We start from the raw sequence: 17,704 nt of genomic DNA, 5'->3' as shown, positions 1-17,704 counted from the left end.
ATCAATTCATAGTTATAGTCTGCGAATTGCTAAATTTGTTGTGAGGTTGATCTGACAGGCTAATCGTGCATTGGGATAATTTGGTGCTAATGTATCCAACATTTCCTGTTCATCAGGCTGAGGTGGAGGAATATCACCAATCACCTCAACCAAACAAGTTCCACAAATACCAGTCCGACAACCAAACAATACAGGCGAATTTTGAATCGTCAGATACTCAGATAAATTTTGATGACATTTCAGAGTGATAGGCGCAAAATCACTTCCTGGAAAAGAAATAGTACACAAATTAGACATAATCTTTAAACCAAACTCTCCCATTCCTCTTTGCGCCTTTGCGCCTTTGCGTGAGACAAAAATAAATCCTCCAACTCCTCACCAAAATACCCCTCAAACCTCCTAAACCCCCTCCTTTGCATCGCCAAACACCGAGCCATAGAATTACACCCCATCAAAGACATCTCCCGATTCCGCCGCCAAAGATAACCCAACTTTTCCACATAAATCCTGTAAGATTCCATCGCCTCCTGATGAGTCAAAAAACTCCGATTTAACCCTTCCGACTCCTTCGTAAAACAACGACGTATCATTTCCTTAGCATCACTATCACTCATCTCAAAAACAGGCGATCGCAACACATAATAAATCTTTCCATACAACGCCGGATCATACCAAAAAATCCCGTTCATTGCCGCCGAAAAATGAAAGTGATCACGCTGACATCCCAACACTCCCAAATTCGCCACCAACCTCTCAAACGCAGTCGGCGCAGGCAGAAAGTTAATCACATCATGGGAAATAATTGTAGAACTATTGAAGTGAAAACTTTCATCTAAAAAGTGATAATAAGATATCTTAGCCGGAATTGGTGCAACCTCTGGCTGTGGATGTTTTTGATAATAATTGCTGAGTTTGTGCTGTACTAATTTGCCATTTAGTGTCCGCACTCCCCTAACTGTAAAATACTGACAAGCTAAAAAAGTATTATTCGCAGATATCAGCCCGAAGTATTGCAATTGAATTTTTTTCCACCAAGTTTTTAGGGCGTTAGTATCTGCATAAACCATCGTTTCTGTAAAAGGGCCACGCATAGGGTAAGTGAAAATGAGTTTACCAAATAAGGCTTGCTCAACTTGTTTGGCGATGGTGCGGAAGGCGTTGATATGCGCTCTTTCTTGGGAGGATTCTAAGTCTAAGGTATCGCAGATTAAACGGAAGTCTTCTTGAGCATATAAACCGGCTGCACTGGTTTGATTAAAGTAGATGGTTGCAATCTCGGCGGACACTATTTGTGAGTAGTAGGCTACCCAGTAAAGATGGTTGAGAATTAGCTTTTGGGTTGGGGTGGATTGTTCCCAGAGGGGTGTCCCGTGTAGTAGGGAAAATTCTTCGGGATTCCAGTATTCGTTTTGACAGTCTTCGTAGCGGAATTTAGCGGCTGTTTCGTCCATGACAGCCGTGTGATCCTGCTGTTTGTTGCGGGTGTGGTTGATTTGTAGTTTGCGTTGGGTGGTTTGCTTCATAGAGGTTTCACGCAGAGGCGCAGAGGCGCAGAGAGGGTTTAGACGCATTGGTGAGGGGGGAGGGGTGTGAATGCTCCTTGTGTTTCTAATGTTTGAACTATGACATCTGCGGTGGTTTTTTGCATGAGCGATCGCAATATTTGTAATCTGGTATTGCTGTGGGTTTGTGTGTCTAGTTGTTCGAGGATTTGGATTTTTTGCGATCGCGAGAGATGTCCTTTGATTTGTGCGATCGCTGATAATATGCTTTGTGGGCCGATTTGTACCATGAGGAGAAATTTGGTTAAGATTTCGAGGATAGTTGTTTGGCTGTGGGTTGTTAGGGATGTTTGACTAAATAATGTCGAGCCTGTACTGTGATGACGGGCTTCAGCGTCTAAAAAACTGGTGAATAGTTCTGCTAAGGCTGGATGCTGACATGATTTGGCTAGGCGGCGATAATGGCTTAAACCCCATCCTTCTAAGACAATTTGCAGGACGAATAATAATACTGTTTTGTCTGCACTTTCTACGACTGCTGCTAGTAGCTGCAAAAATGGGTCTTCGTGGTGATTTTGGGCTGTTTCTGGTAAAAAATGGCTGATTTGGTTTAAATGGGTGGCTTCATCGGCGGTAAACATGGCGTAAAGCATTCGCTCTTCTACTGTTTCTGCTAAAATGACCATCTTAGCCATGTAACCAACGCCTGCTTTTTCGATAAAATAAGATTCTGTCAATAAGCCTTGATTGAGAAGTTGAAGTATCGCTGACTGTTCGCTTTCACTGGCTTGTTGAAAAATTTCGACTTGATGCAGATGAAAAAATTCCCTATCCCAATAATTGTATTGAGGATGTGCAGAATTTTCGCTGTGATTTGGTAATGTTGCTGTGAGTATACGCCGCAAGCGATGATCTGAGTCTATATGTGGTAGATCAAGTCCGGCAATTTGATATTTTAAAGTTGTATTAATCATGCTAGAGCATTGAAAAGTTAGTTTAATAATGTCTGTCTAGAACCCCGTCCCCTGCAAAAAGAGGGGTGTTTTGCTCCCCATTCCCTTGTAGGGAAGGGGATTGGGGGGTTAGGTTTTGATGACTCAATGGCTGTTGTTGTGTCTCTGCGACAGAAACAGTTTCCCAAGTTCCCCAAGTTAAGGCTTGCTGGCGATTAACGTGCTGGATAAATTGCAAAATTGCATGATCTGCTTTGGTGGGAGTCTTCAAATCAAACTTAATTGTCTGAAATACCTGTGTGTCGCCTTTAGCGAAGTAATTACCCACTTGTTGAGTTAACCACAACAACCCAAGATTAATCACCCTTCCTAAAAATCCCCGTCGTTTGGGTGTAACTAAGATGGTTTGTCCTTCGGTTTTGCCATCTTCAATCATTCGCAGTGCAAATATAATGTAAAAGTGCAGAAAATCCGGCCCTAGTGTGACTGTACCAGTGCTGCCATACCAATAACACATACTATAAGTAACTTCGTTGCGGTATAGGGGACGAATCAGGCGAATCAACCAGGAATCATCACCGCCTCGTGTGGTATTGCTGAAGGTAATAGCATTGGTGTTGAGGGCTTGGCAATCAAATACAATTTCTAAAGGTAGATTGTGGACTGTATTAAAGTGATGAGCATCGATCGCATTAATCAGTAATACATTAGGATGACAGTTTTTCTCAAACCTAGTCCCCAAAAGATAATCACACTCTACCTCTTCCAGTTCTGGGACAAAAGGTAGCGCGGTAGGTTGTTCTTCTCCTACCCACACCCAAATCAAACCGTACTTTTCTGTAGTCTGCCAAGTTTTAATACAAACTGGTAAGGGTTCTTCCTGAGAAGGGATATCTATACAAATTCCGCGATCGCTATACTTCCAATTATGGAAAAAACAACGAATCCCATCACCCTCTACCCTACCCTCAGCTAAATGCGCTCCCATATGGGGACAATAAGCATCTACTGCTACTACTTGACCGCTAACTCCGCGATAAATTGCCAAGTTTCTCCCCAGTAGTGTAACAGCTTTTACCTTGCCAACTTTTAGTTGTCTAGATGGCAATGTCCAATACCATCCGGCGATAAATTGGGTAGGATTGCTAAAATTTGCGTGTTGGTTGGTGGAAGACATAAGGGATTAGGTAGGGACTGGGGACTGGGGATTGGGGATTGGGGACTGGGGATTGGAAGGGAGAATTTATTTCTGCATTAGCACTCATTACTCATTACTCATTACTTATTACTCATTACTCAGCACTCCCACACCCCTATCTTGAAAAAATTCTAACAACGATTCTGACTGCCACATTCTTTGTCCGGCGTGGGTGAGGTTTTCATAGCAGATTTCAGTTAAACATACCAATTCATCGCCTAGAGAATAATCTGGGTTTTTTTCTGTAAAAAATTTGATATGGGGATTGGTTTGTCTTCCGGTGGGGATTTCTACTAAACCCTCACGCAAAATTTGCGGATGGGGAAAGCGAACAATACCTGTTGCGGCTTTATAGGAGTCACCATAGTATTCTATTGCCAAATGTGCAATCAGACTTGTCACATCTGGGGGTGTGGCTGTATCGTAGCGGGGATAGAATTCTTGCCAAAAAGTCGGAAGAAAGCGGTAGGTACGAAAACCGGAGCAAATCAACAGCCAGTACAGTTTATTGTTGCCATAATATTGACGCAGATAATTTACAGCAGCAATCCAGGTACGTGGTAGGGTGGTACTCGACCAAGCACTAGGATCAACAATCGTGTCGCCGGAATAGACTACACTAATCTTTTCTCCAGCAAAATTAGTCTGACGCAACATCATGGTAGAAAAGCCTTTGAGAGTGTTGGTAATTTCCTCTCTCAACAGCAACACCCAGTTTTTCTGTTGTAAATCAGCCTGGAATCCTTCCCAAGTGACACCTTGAAAGTGATTATTTAATAACGCATACATGGCGATGCGATCGCCCGGTTGTAGTTTCTCTACAGGGACTAACCAACTTTTCATTATGTTGCAATTACCTAAACTTGTTTTAATAGGATGCTTATAATTAACACGTTATCTAGCTAAATGGTAAAATTACAGTGTCATGTGACAGATATGGGAATGGATACGTAAACCACTCCTTGCTGTTCACAAATTACATACAAAACTTAACTTTTTTTAATTTTTAATTCGGAGCGCAGCGATGTGACCATCGAGACGGTTCTAGCTGATTCACATACTCCATATACTTAGCCAATGGCTGATCAATACTCAGCAGTAACTTAGGTGAAAATTGAATATTATCGTAAATTTTGCCGTCTTCATCTCTGAGCATATAGTAAGCTAAACGAGTGCAGAATAGTAAAAATTTGCTGATGATATATCCCCCAATTCCACGACGTTTTTCTGTCACATAAATTGGTTGAATGCGTGTTCTTCCAGGTGCTATGGGAGTGTAAGCATACATCATATGTAATGGGGGAAAAACTTTAACATTTTTCATCATTGTTAATAAACCCATACAACCATGAGCATAGCGCATAGAATATTCATAGGTAGCACCTAAAAATCTTTTACCTAAGCGTTCTCGCCAAGTTGATTGAGGAAAATTTCCCCGCATTGTAAAGTCAATTTGTGTCCCTAATTGGTTACGATGTAGGGACAAATCCATTTTGATATCTAAACGATGAATTGTTTTTAAATGTTGCGCGTCAATTCCATTCATCATACAAATATGATGATGGCAACTTCTTTCAAATGGGGTATCAGCTTGAGTGACAATTTCTTTACCCCGCAATTCATCAAAATCAGCTACATCTTCCGGTGCTTCCGCATCAGGATAAATCCAAATAAAGCCATATTTTTCAGATGTCGCATAAGCTGAGACTTTCGCTTTAGCCGGAATCTCTGTTTGACAGGGAATATTTTGACAGATTCCTGTTTCATCAAAAGCCCAATGATGAAATGCACAGCGAATCAAATTCCCTTCAACGTGTCCAATACCTAAATCTGTTCCCAAATGTGGACAGTAAGCATCTAAAGCCCGTACCTTTCCATCTACACCACGAAAAATCACAATTTTTTGTCCACACATTTCCAGAGATTTAGCTGTAGTAGGCGGTAATTCTCGACTAGGACAGGCGATATACCAACCCTTTGCTACAATATTCCAGTTATTAAAGATTTGCATAATTAGAACAAGGTAAATAATTAAAGGTTCGTAGTGAGAACTTTAGTTCTCTCTTCTCTACGAGAGGCTGCGCTCTAAGCGCAGCTATGCCGTAGGCTTTACGAGACGTTCCGCGAACAGAAAAGGACTAAAGTTCTTACTACGAAATGAATTCTAGTATTTTTATATTGTTTAACATAGTTTGTTTTTTCATTCGTTCTACTTAATTGCTAGATTGATAATTATTTAATATTTCTTGTCTTTGGCGAATATCATCTTGATATTTCCCCATCAAAACCCTGATGAGCATTTTACCTAAACAGTAAGAAGCCCGCCAAGAAAAGATAGCATCTTGTAAATCAATATGGCTACGCTCAAATAAAAAATGTCCAATTAAGCCAATTAACTGTGTTAAAGGTAATGCCAAGAGTAACCAAAAGTTATGCGATTTCCAAACAGTAAACAGTAAACCATAAAAGAAGAATATCCCAACAACATGAAGAAAAATATTAATAGGATGTTGATGTTTAAGAACAAAAATATCCCAATAATCAGTAAAAGGATGATCGAGAATTTTATGATTAATCTGATTTCTCAACTGATATTGGGAATCAGAATTGATGTTACTCATAAGATGATTTTTGAAAAACTATATTTATCCGCATAAGCTTTATTCATAACTCCGATAGTTCTGCAAAAACTGTTTCTCTCCAAAAATTAAGCTGCGAATAGAAACATTGACTAAAATAATTTAAGCATATAGCAACTGATTCCTAATCTCATCAGCCTTTAACGCATTGACTAAAATCCCAATACGCTGTGCGACTTCATAAGCATTTTTTTGAGGAACAATGATAATTCCAAAATGTTGTTTGCCTTCTGCCATATATTGCAGATGTAAATGCTCGAAATCAACTCGATTATGAGTTAAGATACACCTACCAATGGATGTTGCAAACTCCAGTTGTTCTCTGTCGGTTTTTCCGAGAGTAGCTTGTTCAGGAACAGTGGCAACATCTAAACCACGCGATTTTAAAAGTGTCGCAACTAACGCTGACATATCCTCATCTGTATATAGGGCAGCAAAAACTGTCACAATGCACCTAATGTTTCTCTAACAGATGGATGCACTAATTCTTCGGGAACTCGGTTTTTTTCTATGTAATCGTTGATTTCTGCCTGATTATCAAGATAGAAACTCAAAGCATCAAACACTTGTGCCAATGTTAGATGAGGTAAATGGTTTAAAATTTCTTCTGGCATAATTCCCATTCGCCAGAGTCCAACTATAGCGCGAACTGATGTGCGCGTTCCTATAATAATTGGTTCTCCATTCAAAATTTCAGTGTTGCGAGTAACGTAGCGTGAGATTGTTTCAGAAGCCATAAACAAATCACTTGCTAGAGCCATTATTCTCTCAGTTTAGCAGGAGATAGAAGTTATCAAGTTTTACCTATTACATGGGATGGGGATGAGTTGGACTTATGAACACGGAAATAAAACGCTTCCCAATTTTTCACATCCCAAGCGATCGCTCACTTTACCTTTACTAACCACTTGCACCCCATTAATATACACTGCGGTGACAATCTCATCTGAACCACGCTTCACCATCCGAGGTTCACCATCCAAAACCGGATCTAAAATTTCCACTTGGGGGCTGATGGGTTGATTTAAAGCATCGGGATTGAGTAAAACTATATCGGCTTTTGCACCCACTTTCAGAACTCCCGTATCTAGGCGAAACCATTGGGCGGGTTCTCCGGTAACGCGATAAATCGCCGCCTCTGGTGACATAAATTTGGTAGTCACAGCTTGTTTAAGTAAAGACAACGCCCCATCGTAGTAACCCAGGTTACGAACGTGCGCGCCAGCATCCGTAAATCCTGGGAGAATGTAGGGATGCTGCATTAACGCTAAACGGGGCTGTAAGCGGTCATTTGCCCCTGTTCCTACCCAGCGTAAATCTGTGTCGTATTCATGTAACGCTTGGATAAAAAAATCTACCGGTTCTTGTTGGTATTGACGGGCAATTTCCGCGAAACTTAAGCCTTCCCAACTGCTTTGGGGACACTGCACAACGGTGATCAAATTTAAATCACGATGAAATGATCTATGTTTTCCCTTCAGCCATTCTTGGCGGAACTGACGACGAAAAGCAGGAGATTGCCAAAGTTTCTGCCTTTCTTGGCGGGAATTACAGCTATTGAGTTGCGCGCCTGTGGAAAAGTCTTCAAATAAGGGGGTGACAGAACCATCTGAGTAAATGGTGAAGGGTTCAGTTAGGGTTTGAAAGCGGACATTCCCGCCCAACAAATGATTCCAGATATATAGAATCGGAGAAAATATTTTCCAGAGGTGACGATTGTGGACAGCGTCTAAAGCTGAGAGGACAGTTAACCTCAGTGGACGTTTACCTATACCTACACCCATACGGAGAATATCAATAAAAGAAGCGAGGCGTTGTAAATTGGGGGTGACTTGAAAAACGCGATCGCGCCTTCTACACAAATCCGCCAACATCGCATATTCTTTAAACTTGGCGTGTTGTGAGGGAATTGTCATCCCCCGCCATTCTCCACTCATCCGATGCCAAGGAAACATATCAATAGAAACGCCCACAAAGCCTGCATCTAAAGCATCTGCGGCTATGCGCTGCATCACTTTTAACTCGAATTTGCTAGGTTGCACCTTTAAACTGCGTTCTAACCCCATCACTTCTGCACGTAAAGCACTATGTCCCAGTAAAGGTGCAATATTCACCCCCAAGGGTAACTGCTGCAAATGCTGTAAATATTCGGCGGGAGTTTGCCAAGACACCGACTTTTGCAGCCATTTGGCAATTAACCGATGGGAAAGCGTCTCCACCCTTTGAAAAATATCCGCCAGCATTTGCGGTTCACCAATGGCGATGGACAAACTACAATTACCAATAACTACACTCGTCACACCATGACGCACCGATTCACTTAGTCCTGGTGCAATTTCTAACTCTAAATCATAGTGAGTATGAATATCAATAAATCCTGGTGTTACCCACAACCCAGCAGCGTCAACCACTTCCCGCGCTGGCATATTTAACGAAGGTGCAAGGTTGATAATCTGTCCATTTTTAATTCCGATATCTCCCCGCACAGGCGCAGATCCTAAACCATCAAAAATTAACCCATTTTGAATCAATAAATCTAACATGATAGTTTTTTCTGTCCGCTAATTCTTTCCCGAAGATACTTTAAAAGCTAAATCTTTGCAGTTATACCAATTCACTAAAATTCTGATACAGATCGAAACCCAGAAAACCTTGTCAAGTCAGGATTTATCAATTGCGAATTGCGAATTGCGAATTGTGAATTGGTATTACAACAAGCATTGAATTCTGTAATAAAAATTTTATATCTGATATCTTGCAATTTCTGGACATAAATTTTACGCACCCAAAGGCGTTGGTGCGTTGGTAATCACAAAAAATTCTCCTCTCCCACCAATGATTTACGGTGGGGGCCATCAGCAGGGAATCAGATCAGGTACACTCAACGTCCCTGGAATCGTCGGTTTCGGGGAAGCTTGCAGATTGAGAGGGTTGGAGATGGAACAAAATGAAAGTGCGATCGCAATTCTACGATATCAATTGCAAAAGCAACTCCAAACCGCAATTCCTGATTCAGTGGTGAATGGAGACTCTAAAATTCTAGATAATTCCTCATTGTTTATAAATTAAAAATACTGAACCAATAAAACCAGGATTTTCTACATAAACTTTATTATTATAGTAAAGCCCTGGTGACATACCACCATCAAATAAAATACCTTCTTGAATTGTCCCCAAACAATTTTTACGGGCAATTCCCTCTAAAACATCATCAAATTTATCTGGTGTTAGCTCTTGATTAATTGATGATACTTCAATATTAGAATTAGCCTTGATATCATTAACTAATAAAATTACATAACCCTTAGTAGTAATAGCCGCCATAGACCGATTCGTCGCTTGTTTACAGGCTAATTCCCCTAAATCTTGGCAAATATCTTTAAATTTACCTTGACGATAAAATCTCCCGTTACCGCCTACTAAATTGTAATTCAGAATATTATTCGCTCGTCTACCAGCTTGAATTGTTGCTTGTCTTTGTTGAGGTTTACCACCAGAAATCCCAAAGGAAGAACGTCTATTTTTAAAATCCCCTGCATACTCAATCCCACGGGAAATATTTAACCCTTGAGGTTTATTTTCTGGATCTATATAATCGGCGTTAATTGCTGCTATGGGTTTTTTACCGTTAAGTAGAGAGTTATTATCAGTAATAATTTCACGAAACTGTTTTGGGATGTATTCTCTCCTAATTCTGCCTCTACTGTCTTTAGCATAAATTGCATGAGACAAACCCACATTGACTTTAAAATCTAGTGCCTCAGACTTAGGATTAAAAACAATCACATGATTAATACCTTTAGCAAATTTCTCACCCCGATTATTAGTCTTGAAAAATTCAATACTAAATTGAGGATTTTCCCCAAGACAAGCTTTGACTGGCCTGGCGGCTGAACTAGTATCAAACTTACTACAACTTGATAATAAACTACCAACAATAGTAACTATAGATAAAGTAATTATCTTTGAAATAGACATACAAAATAAAAACCCACTACAGCCTAGACTATAGCGGGTGTTGATTCAAAATTCCAATGAGGGTTGGGGATTGGGGATTGGGGACTGGGGATTGGGGATTGGGGACTGGGGATTGGAAGGTGGACAAGGTAGAATTAATTTTCTAACTCAGCACGCTGCTCAACGCCCCGCTTCCGCTAACAGCACTCAGCACTCAGCACTCAGCACTCCCCACTCCCTAACCTAAGACAGCCATTCTAAAACAGCTTCATCTTTGGTGTTGGTGTTCCGAGATGGGGTTTCACGCTCGAACTTCATGTGGATGGAACGGGTTTGCTCACCATCAGCTGCGACAGCCAAAATGGGGTAGTCAATTAAGCCGTCTTGGAAGGACATCTGGAAGCGGAATGTACCATCGGGATTGAGTTTGATGGGACGACCACCAATTGTGACGGTTGCGTCTGGTTCGGTTGCACCGTAAACAATTAACTCAGCGTCAGCAATTAACCAGAACTTGCGAGGACGTACGGGAACGGCGGAAGCAGAGAAGCCGACACCAGACATTCCCACACCGGACATATTGATACCGGAAGCGGTGGGAACTGCCCACATACCTACACCAGAGGGGAAGATGTAAGAACTGATGGCTTGTTCGGGGCGCACAGAACCAGGAACGTGCTGCATAGAACCGAACAGAGAACCAGCCACCCGTTGCGCTTCGGCGGATTCTGCCAAGCCAAAGATTTGGTCGTAGATGGGGTTGCCATTTGCACCGACTGAGGGAACTTTCTTGGCGGGGGGTACGAGTTCGTAAAGGGTTTTACCGCGTAAATCTTCCTCAAAGTTGACGGTGATGAAGACATCTTCAATCCAGTCAGAGGGATATACGGGGGGAATGTGAACGCGCGCTGAACGAGCTAGCACCAACCAATGTCCATCAAAAGCACGATAACCGATATCGATGACATAATCGCGATCGCTCACAGGAATGGGAATATACCATTCTCTTGCTAGTTCATCGGCAGGATACTCTTGAATGCTGTGGGGGCTTTGATATTCAATATCGATGTCGGTAACATCATAAATCCGTAGTGCCAGTTGTTGTCCCCCTTGCCGACGCAAGTCTTCTTTATGCTCGTTGGGAACATCCCAGTAAGCATAAGCCCACTGTGGATCACGGGGTAACAGCACAATCCGGCTGTCACCGTAACCACCAGGTAAATCCACTAATTCTTCGTCAACATCAGCTAGAGAACCACCGGTACGGTCTTCTTGACCTAGTTCAAATTTTGCAGCTTCCACGGTTTCTTGTGCCTCCAGTGAACGAGATGGGTTAAGCGTCGCTTTTTGACGTTGAACTTCTTGAATTGATGCTAGTAACTGAGATTTCCTCATCCGGCTATAGCGAGAGATGTTAAATTCGCTGGCAACTTTACGTAATTGCCGCAGTGTCATCTCTTCTAGCGGTGGGCGTTCTTTTGCCATGAATTTTGGCCTCCAGTAGCTTGAAAGGTAAATTATTTCTCTGGGTAACAAAATGCTTGGTTAGATGCCCAGATGAATTTCTTATGCCTGACTCCTGGTTTTGCCCAGTGTGTTGTTTAGTCTTTTGTTAAATGGAAAGTTTCATCCTTTCAATTTCTTACTCATGCCAAAATCAGCACTTTGGGATTGTGAGAAGTCACTTATTAAGTTTGTTAAATGAATATTAACTAGTAACCCCGGTTAGGGATCAAGGGGTGTCAACAGGCTTTTTTGCCTATTTGACGAACTTATTAGCCCTTGTGGGATCAATTTGTCATGATCCCCTGACATTTATACCTATTCATAGTGACTCAATGTCATGAAGTCTTGACATTGTTAATGCGTTTAATAGTATTTAAGCTTATTAGTTAGTGCTGAGTGCTGAGTGCGGAGTGCGGAGTGCGGAGTGCTGAGTTGTGAGTTGTGAGTTGTGAGTGGTGGGTTGTGAGTGGTTAGTAAACATATTTGAATGTATCTTCACTATTCAAACCTCATACCAGTCGCTCTTTGATGCTTGGACATGAAATAAGTTTCATCGGTACTACCTTTTACCTTTTGCCTTAATTCACCACAGCCGACATACTTTGAATCCGCCAAGTCCCTTCTTGACGAACTAATTCATAACGCACGCGTAAATTGTCGTCCTCAGAGTCTACTTGTTGACCATTCCGATAAAATTGGGTCATTTCCTTGACGTTAGCTCTGACGATCGCCCGATTGGGATCTTGTTCTGATGAGTTGACTTCGTTGACGGTGACGCTGTGACTATAAAGACGATAGTTACCAGTCGCTCTCACTTGTTGGGCAGTAAATCGCCACTGTGATAAAGCAGAACCAGTTAAAATATCCCCTAAACCTTCAATTTCGTGGTTAGGGCCAAGAGCCGCCGCTTTAGTAGATAACCAAGTTTTAATCACTCCTTCGGCGATCGCTTCTGTCATGACTCCATCCTGTTGAAACGCGCCGTTGCTCTCCAGTGTCGTCACCACAGGTTCATTAATCTGAGTCAGAAATGGTTCTGCGACTACCGCCGGTGTTGGCGAAAATACATTTCTCAAAGCACCGAAAACAGTCGAAACTAATAACCAAAACACCAAAATACCCGCCATAGACAAAAACACAGTCCACACTAGGCGCGTTCTACCGTCTAACCTGCTCATCAAGTTACGTTGAGAGTGGGGACGATGATTTTCTGTGTTTTTGGGTGCAGTCGGTTTGCGTCGCCTGCGTTGGGTGGTGGGGCGTGGTGGGGTACTAGGATGATGATTAGCCCTCGCAGTACGTTCTACCCCTGACATTGGTGCTGGTGTCTGGGAATTTGGTGTGCCAGTGTATGGTGGTATGGGTGGGGTTTGTTCTCGGACTCTGTGAGAATTTGCTGGTTCTGGAACTCTGTAATTTTGGGTTGTGGGTAACTCTGGATCTGGTGTGCGGTGGTTATTAGACTCGGTGCGAGTATTACCTTGATGAGAGTTACGATTTTGGGGACGATTAATTACTTTCCATTCGTTGGTGACTTCTGCATCCGTAGGTAAAGCTTCTAGATAAGCTTGTACTTGCGGGTTAGCAAAATAATCTTTCAATGATGCTGGTTGTTTGGCTAAATCTCGAAAATGGGGAAATACTTCATTGTGTAGCCATTGTTCGGCGTAAAGGCACAAACCAGGTAGTAAATCCGGTGAATCCTGCGATTTTTCCCGAATAAAAGCTAAAGACTCATATTCCTGACTCAATTCTAAGACACGGGTAGCTTCTTCCGTTTGCCCTAGCAGTAGCGCACACAAGGACTGTTCTAAATGCACATCTTGCCGTTTTGCCAACCGCATCAGCATTTGCTTGGCATGACGAATTAAAGCGGGTTGACGGTTGGTAAATCCCCGTGCAATTGAGGCGTAAACCGCTAAATAGGTGGCTACCGCCGAAGGACGTTTGCTTTCTGCGTCAAAAAGCTTGTGTTGTTCAGCAACTGTTAAGTAGTGGCGTAGTTGCTGGATAAAGCGAAGAAAGTCGTCTATGCTCAGGCCTGATTCATCATTGCCATTGCCATCAATACCACCGCGATCGTCTAGAATGCCTTGCAGTAAATCTAGACCTTGATGGCGTTCTATTTTCTGTTCCAAAGGTAAGGCAAGTAGTTCCAAAATCCGGTATGGGCGTAACTTATATAAGTCAGCTTGAATTTCCCCTTGGACGTTGGGAAACAGCCCTTCACGCGCCAGCATTTCTTGCCCAGTCTCCAAAGAAAGGGCGGCATTTTCATAATGACCTTGCTGCCATTGCTCACGACCCAATTCTAGACAAGCCAGAGCCACCGTCAAGATAATATCTGGACGTTCGGCAGTTTGCAGAAAATCTTCTGCTGCCAAATGCACACCCTTTTTCGATCCTGCACCGTTTTGATTACCCAGATAGGTACGACCTAGTTTCAGCACTAGTTCGTATTCTCCTAACTCTTGCAAAATTAATAAAGCACCAACTAGCTCCTCAGAGGCTACCTCGATACTGAGATTGTGAGCATCGAGTCTACCCTGATGATCGTGAGGACGATTTTCTAGGGCTACTTTGGTAGTACCAGGACTATCTGGATCATAGGCATGAGCAAGATATAGCTGGTCGTAACTACTGCGTTCCTTGGGATCAGATAAAACCACGTAAGCTTCTTCTATAAGTTGTTTACGGGAAGCAATGGCTGCTTGAGAATACTCCCTTCGGGGCAATTGGACAATGCGATCGCTATAAGCTTGTCGCAACTGTTCCTCGCTTGCGGCCAAAGGCAGTCCTAAAATTCGGTAGTAATCAAGCGGAATTCGCACAGCCTACTTCCCCTGCACCGTGATCAACATAATTCACCTAGAGCATTCCAGGCCTGTAAAACCGTGCCACAATCATACGGTGAATAATACCGTGCCGGACTTACACTATTAAGTGTATATTGCAACAACTAGTTTTGTTGCTTCCTAAAATTTGTGTCATATTCTAGTACCAACATTTTGCCTTCGCCTAGAAAGTGCTGATATTTTGTCTTAATTCTTAGTAATTTTCCTGACCATAAATGTTATCAGCTTTTGAGCATATAAAACTTAATTAGCAGCCTTCGTTGACACAAAGCCCTGTTGGTACAAACCAGTATGATTTATTTTTACTCGGAGATTTATCTGTATATAACAGTTAAACCGGAAGATGCACCACTTGAGAATAGGAGTTGAGCAATATTAAAGAACCAGAATATATCACAAGAAAACTACTTTGGCAATCATTTGCATATATATTTAAGATTTTGGCGGGGATTTTTTCTAAACTGTTCATAGGTATGCAGAAACCAAGCTATCCTGAGTGATAGCCTATGAACGGGAACGGGTAATAGTAAAGTTAAAAGGTAAAAAGTTTGCCAGGGACATATCTTGCTAGATATCCCTAAAATACAGCAAATTTAACCTGTAATTGCCAAATATTCCCTATAAAGATTTCTGGTGCTGAGAAATTGGTTGTGGACTCTAGCAAAACTCTGTAAAGACAGCAAACTTGTTGAGAGAACAACCTATAGAAAATGGTAAATTTCGACTTGAGGATAGGAATACTAAAAAATAATGATTCAAGAACGCGCGTTACCTAAATTTGATACCGCCTCAGTCCAAATCAGCAAAGAGACTGGCTTACTTTTATATGAAGACATGGTTTTAGGGCGTTTCTTTGAAGATAAGTGCGCCGAAATGTACTATAGAGGCAAAATGTTTGGTTTTGTCCATTTATATAACGGACAAGAAGCCGTTTCCTCTGGCGTAATTAAAGCCATGCGCCCAGGTGAAGATTTTGTTTCCAGTACCTACCGTGACCACGTCCACGCTTTAAGCGCGGGAGTACCAGCAAAGAAGTCATGGCAGAACTATTCGGTAAAGCCACAGGTTGTAGTAAAGGCCGTGGTGGCTCGATGCACATGTTTTCTGCCGAACATCGTCTGTTAGGTGGTTACGCTTTCGTGGCTGAAGGTATTCCTGTCGCTGCTGGTGCAGCTTTTCAAAGTAAATATCGCCGTGAAGTCTTGGGTGATCCCAATGCTGACCAAGTAACCGCTTGTTTCTTTGGAGATGGTGCGGCTAACAACGGCCAGTTTTTTGAAACCCTCAACATGGCCGCCCTCTGGAAATTGCCAATTATTTTCGTGGTAGAAAATAATAAATGGGCAATTGGGATGGCACACGATCGCGCCACCTCCGATCCAGAAATCTACAAAAAAGCCAGCGTCTTCAACATGGTGGGCGTAGAAGTTGACGGGATGGATGTATTAGCAGTACATTCCGTAGCCCAAGAAGCCGTAGCCCGCGCCCGTGCTGGAGAAGGGCCAACCCTCATCGAAGCCCTCACCTACCGCTTCCGTGGTCACTCCCTAGCAGATCCAGACGAACTGCGGAGTAAAGCCGAAAAAGACTTTTGGTTCTCCCGTGATCCCATCAAAAAGCTAGCAGCTTACTTGATTGAGCAGAACTTAGTAGACGAAGCAGAATTAAAAGCGATCGACAACAAAATTCAGGCACTTATCGACGATGCCGTAAAATTCGCCGAAAGCAGCCCTGAACCAGACCCCAGCGAGTTGTACCGCTTTATTTTTGCCGAAGACGAATAGAGGAGGCAGGGGGCAGGGGAGGCAGGGAGGCAGGGGAGGCAGGGGAGGCAGGGGAGGCAGGGGAGGCAGGGGGGCAGGGAGCAGGGAGCAGGGGAGACAAGGGAGATTTTTAACTCCACACCCAATGCTCAATGCCCAATGCCCCATGCCCAATGTCCCATACCCAATGCCCCATGCCCCATATCCAACTATGGACTAATATGATGTTTAGTATTGCCACTCAACAACAACATTACAAAACCTATATCTTGGCTGATGAAACCGCAGGTGCTTATTTAGAAGTCGTACCAGAACGGGGCGGTATTATTACCCGTTGGCAAATCAAGGGTGAAGAAATTCTTTATCTGGACACTGAACGCTTTGCCAATCCTGAGTTAAGCGTCAGGGGTGGAAATCCGATTTTATTTCCCATCTGTGGTAACTTACCCGATAACACCTACACCCTCAATGGTCAGCAGTACACCCTCAAACAACATGGCTTTGCTCGTGATTTACCCTGGGTAGTAACTGAACAAGCTACTAAAGACAAAGCAGCACTCACCATCGTTCTGAACAGCAGCGAACAAACCAAAGCGGTTTATCCTTTTGATTTCCAACTAGTATTTACTTATGTCCTCCAAGGGAACACACTAGAAATTCAACAGCAATATCACAATCTCTCGTCCACAGACCTACCCTTTTCGGCTGGTTTTCATCCTTACTTCCTGACTGGAGATAAAAATCAACTAGAATTCGCTATTCCCTCCCAGGAATATCAAGACCAGAAAAGCAAAGAAGTTCATCCCTTTGATGGCAATTTTGACTTTAACCGCGATGAAATCGATTTTGCTTTTAAACAGATTAGCTCTCAGTCTGCGAGTGTGACAGACCATAGCCGCAAGCTCAAACTGTCCATAGATTACGACGATATCTTTTCTATGCTGGTATTCTGGACAATCAAGGGTAAAGAGTTCTATTGTCTCGAACCTTGGAGCGCGCCCCGTAACGCTCTCAACACAGGTGAAAAGCTGACTCTCTTGGCTCCTGGAGCTAGTCACACAGCATCTATCAAATTAACGGCAAATTTTTTCTAGCAACCCCTTTACAAATCTACAGATATTGGTGCTATAATAGTTAAGTTGCGAAATGCAAAGCGGGTCGCTAACTCAACGGTAGAGTACTCGGCTTTTAACCGATTAGTTCCGGGTTCGAATCCCGGGCGACCCATAAAATCCTAAATCTAGTATATAAATCGAATAGTTATTATCCCGGTTTCTGTGTAAATAAAAAATGTCGTAGTTTCAACCACCACGACATTGCCTTGATATTTA

At 42.6% G+C, this 17,704-nt stretch carries 16 protein-coding genes, 1 tRNA gene and 1 pseudogene; 5 read left to right on the top strand and 13 right to left on the bottom strand.

Features of this window, described 5'->3' with window-relative positions:
- Positions 1-12: 12 nt before the first annotated feature.
- The 10 genes from CV014_RS18820 to CV014_RS18775 all read right to left on the bottom strand — a co-directional run bounded on the left by CV014_RS18820 (position 13) and on the right by CV014_RS18775 (position 8,835).
- Positions 13-297 carry a 2Fe-2S iron-sulfur cluster binding domain-containing protein gene (locus tag CV014_RS18820; RefSeq protein ID WP_236143417.1) on the bottom strand — a complete coding sequence of 95 codons (285 nt, stop codon included), beginning with the start codon at positions 295-297 and terminating at the stop codon, positions 13-15.
- A gap of 5 nt (positions 298-302) precedes the next feature.
- Positions 303-1,523, bottom strand: a complete 1,221-nt coding sequence (locus tag CV014_RS18815) for a P-aminobenzoate N-oxygenase AurF (protein ID WP_236143416.1) — start codon at positions 1,521-1,523, stop codon at positions 303-305.
- Between the two features lie 38 nt (positions 1,524-1,561).
- The gene (locus CV014_RS18810) at positions 1,562-2,476 is read right to left on the bottom strand and encodes a ferritin-like domain-containing protein (protein WP_236143415.1); all 915 of its coding nucleotides are present in this window, start codon (positions 2,474-2,476) and stop codon (positions 1,562-1,564) included.
- A gap of 22 nt (positions 2,477-2,498) precedes the next feature.
- The gene (locus CV014_RS18805; RefSeq protein WP_236143414.1) at positions 2,499-3,632 is read right to left on the bottom strand and encodes an aromatic ring-hydroxylating dioxygenase subunit alpha; all 1,134 of its coding nucleotides are present in this window, start codon (positions 3,630-3,632) and stop codon (positions 2,499-2,501) included.
- A 108-nt stretch (positions 3,633-3,740) separates the two neighbouring features.
- Positions 3,741-4,496 (bottom strand): hypothetical protein, encoded by a 756-nt coding sequence (locus CV014_RS18800; protein WP_236143413.1) that lies wholly within the window; start codon positions 4,494-4,496, stop codon positions 3,741-3,743.
- A gap of 163 nt (positions 4,497-4,659) precedes the next feature.
- On the bottom strand, positions 4,660-5,664 hold the full coding sequence (locus CV014_RS18795) for an aromatic ring-hydroxylating oxygenase subunit alpha (RefSeq protein WP_236143412.1): 1,005 nt from the start codon (positions 5,662-5,664) through the stop codon (positions 4,660-4,662).
- 202 nt (positions 5,665-5,866) lie between these two features.
- Positions 5,867-6,274, bottom strand: a complete 408-nt coding sequence (locus tag CV014_RS18790; RefSeq protein WP_236143411.1) for an Mpo1-like protein — start codon at positions 6,272-6,274, stop codon at positions 5,867-5,869.
- Positions 6,275-6,394: 120 nt separating this feature from the next.
- Entirely contained in the window at positions 6,395-6,739 is a 345-nt protein-coding gene (locus CV014_RS18785; protein ID WP_236143410.1) for a DUF5615 family PIN-like protein, read from the bottom strand.
- Positions 6,736-7,053 (bottom strand): DUF433 domain-containing protein, encoded by a 318-nt coding sequence (locus CV014_RS18780; protein ID WP_236143409.1) that lies wholly within the window; start codon positions 7,051-7,053, stop codon positions 6,736-6,738. The genes CV014_RS18785 and CV014_RS18780 overlap by 4 nt, the downstream gene beginning before the upstream one ends.
- 72 nt (positions 7,054-7,125) lie before the next feature.
- On the bottom strand, positions 7,126-8,835 hold the full coding sequence (locus tag CV014_RS18775; RefSeq protein WP_236143408.1) for an N-acyl-D-amino-acid deacylase family protein: 1,710 nt from the start codon (positions 8,833-8,835) through the stop codon (positions 7,126-7,128).
- 217 nt (positions 8,836-9,052) lie between these two features.
- Here CV014_RS18775 and CV014_RS18770 point away from each other — a divergent pair, with 217 nt between their 5' ends.
- Positions 9,053-9,361: an aminotransferase class V-fold PLP-dependent enzyme gene (locus CV014_RS18770; RefSeq protein WP_329608399.1), complete on the top strand. Its 309-nt coding sequence runs from the start codon at positions 9,053-9,055 to the stop codon at positions 9,359-9,361.
- Here the strand turns inward: CV014_RS18770 and CV014_RS18765 are convergent.
- Positions 9,344-10,270: a phosphodiester glycosidase family protein gene (locus CV014_RS18765; protein WP_236143406.1), complete on the bottom strand. Its 927-nt coding sequence runs from the start codon at positions 10,268-10,270 to the stop codon at positions 9,344-9,346. The two genes, CV014_RS18770 and CV014_RS18765, sit on opposite strands and share 18 nt — an antisense overlap.
- Positions 10,271-10,307: 37 nt before the next feature.
- Here CV014_RS18765 and CV014_RS18760 point away from each other — a divergent pair, with 37 nt between their 5' ends.
- On the top strand, positions 10,308-10,496 hold the full coding sequence (locus CV014_RS18760; protein WP_236143405.1) for a hypothetical protein: 189 nt from the start codon (positions 10,308-10,310) through the stop codon (positions 10,494-10,496).
- On the opposite strand, the gene CV014_RS18755 is transcribed toward CV014_RS18760, so the two are convergent.
- Entirely contained in the window at positions 10,493-11,734 is a 1,242-nt protein-coding gene (locus CV014_RS18755; RefSeq protein ID WP_236143404.1) for a DUF4912 domain-containing protein, read from the bottom strand. The genes CV014_RS18760 and CV014_RS18755 overlap by 4 nt on opposite strands.
- A 599-nt stretch (positions 11,735-12,333) precedes the next feature.
- Positions 12,334-14,586, bottom strand: a complete 2,253-nt coding sequence (locus CV014_RS18750) for an IMS domain-containing protein (RefSeq protein ID WP_236143403.1) — start codon at positions 14,584-14,586, stop codon at positions 12,334-12,336.
- Positions 14,587-15,360: 774 nt separating this feature from the next.
- Here CV014_RS18750 and pdhA point away from each other — a divergent pair.
- From pdhA to CV014_RS18735, 3 genes and pseudogenes are all read left to right on the top strand, one after another.
- Positions 15,361-16,394, top strand: a pseudogene (pdhA, locus tag CV014_RS18745) (pyruvate dehydrogenase (acetyl-transferring) E1 component subunit alpha).
- A gap of 203 nt (positions 16,395-16,597) precedes the next feature.
- Complete coding sequence (locus CV014_RS18740; protein ID WP_236143438.1) at positions 16,598-17,467, top strand: aldose epimerase family protein; 870 nt, start codon at positions 16,598-16,600, stop codon at positions 17,465-17,467.
- A gap of 61 nt (positions 17,468-17,528) precedes the next feature.
- Positions 17,529-17,600, top strand: a tRNA-Lys gene (locus tag CV014_RS18735).
- Positions 17,601-17,704 lie beyond the last annotated feature (104 nt).

The sequence above is a fragment of the Nostoc sp. CMAA1605 genome (assembly GCF_021596505.1).
Classification (GTDB): domain Bacteria; phylum Cyanobacteriota; class Cyanobacteriia; order Cyanobacteriales; family Nostocaceae; genus Trichormus.
Note: the sequence above shows the minus strand (reverse complement) of the source record. Positions and strands in the feature narration are given on the sequence as shown.

Coding starts and splice junctions, on each gene's coding strand:
- CV014_RS18790 (WP_236143411.1), bottom strand. CDS start 6,274: ATGAGTAACATCAATTCTGATTCCCAATATCAGTTGAGAAATCAGATT.
- CV014_RS18805 (WP_236143414.1), bottom strand. CDS start 3,632: ATGTCTTCCACCAACCAACACGCAAATTTTAGCAATCCTACCCAATTT.
- CV014_RS18775 (WP_236143408.1), bottom strand. CDS start 8,835: ATGTTAGATTTATTGATTCAAAATGGGTTAATTTTTGATGGTTTAGGA.
- CV014_RS18820 (WP_236143417.1), bottom strand. CDS start 297: ATGTCTAATTTGTGTACTATTTCTTTTCCAGGAAGTGATTTTGCGCCT.
- CV014_RS18740 (WP_236143438.1), top strand. CDS start 16,598: ATGTTTAGTATTGCCACTCAACAACAACATTACAAAACCTATATCTTG.
- CV014_RS18755 (WP_236143404.1), bottom strand. CDS start 11,734: ATGGCAAAAGAACGCCCACCGCTAGAAGAGATGACACTGCGGCAATTA.
- CV014_RS18815 (WP_236143416.1), bottom strand. CDS start 1,523: ATGAAGCAAACCACCCAACGCAAACTACAAATCAACCACACCCGCAAC.
- CV014_RS18765 (WP_236143406.1), bottom strand. CDS start 10,270: ATGTCTATTTCAAAGATAATTACTTTATCTATAGTTACTATTGTTGGT.
- CV014_RS18810 (WP_236143415.1), bottom strand. CDS start 2,476: ATGATTAATACAACTTTAAAATATCAAATTGCCGGACTTGATCTACCA.
- CV014_RS18800 (WP_236143413.1), bottom strand. CDS start 4,496: ATGAAAAGTTGGTTAGTCCCTGTAGAGAAACTACAACCGGGCGATCGC.
- CV014_RS18780 (WP_236143409.1), bottom strand. CDS start 7,053: ATGGCTCTAGCAAGTGATTTGTTTATGGCTTCTGAAACAATCTCACGC.
- CV014_RS18795 (WP_236143412.1), bottom strand. CDS start 5,664: ATGCAAATCTTTAATAACTGGAATATTGTAGCAAAGGGTTGGTATATC.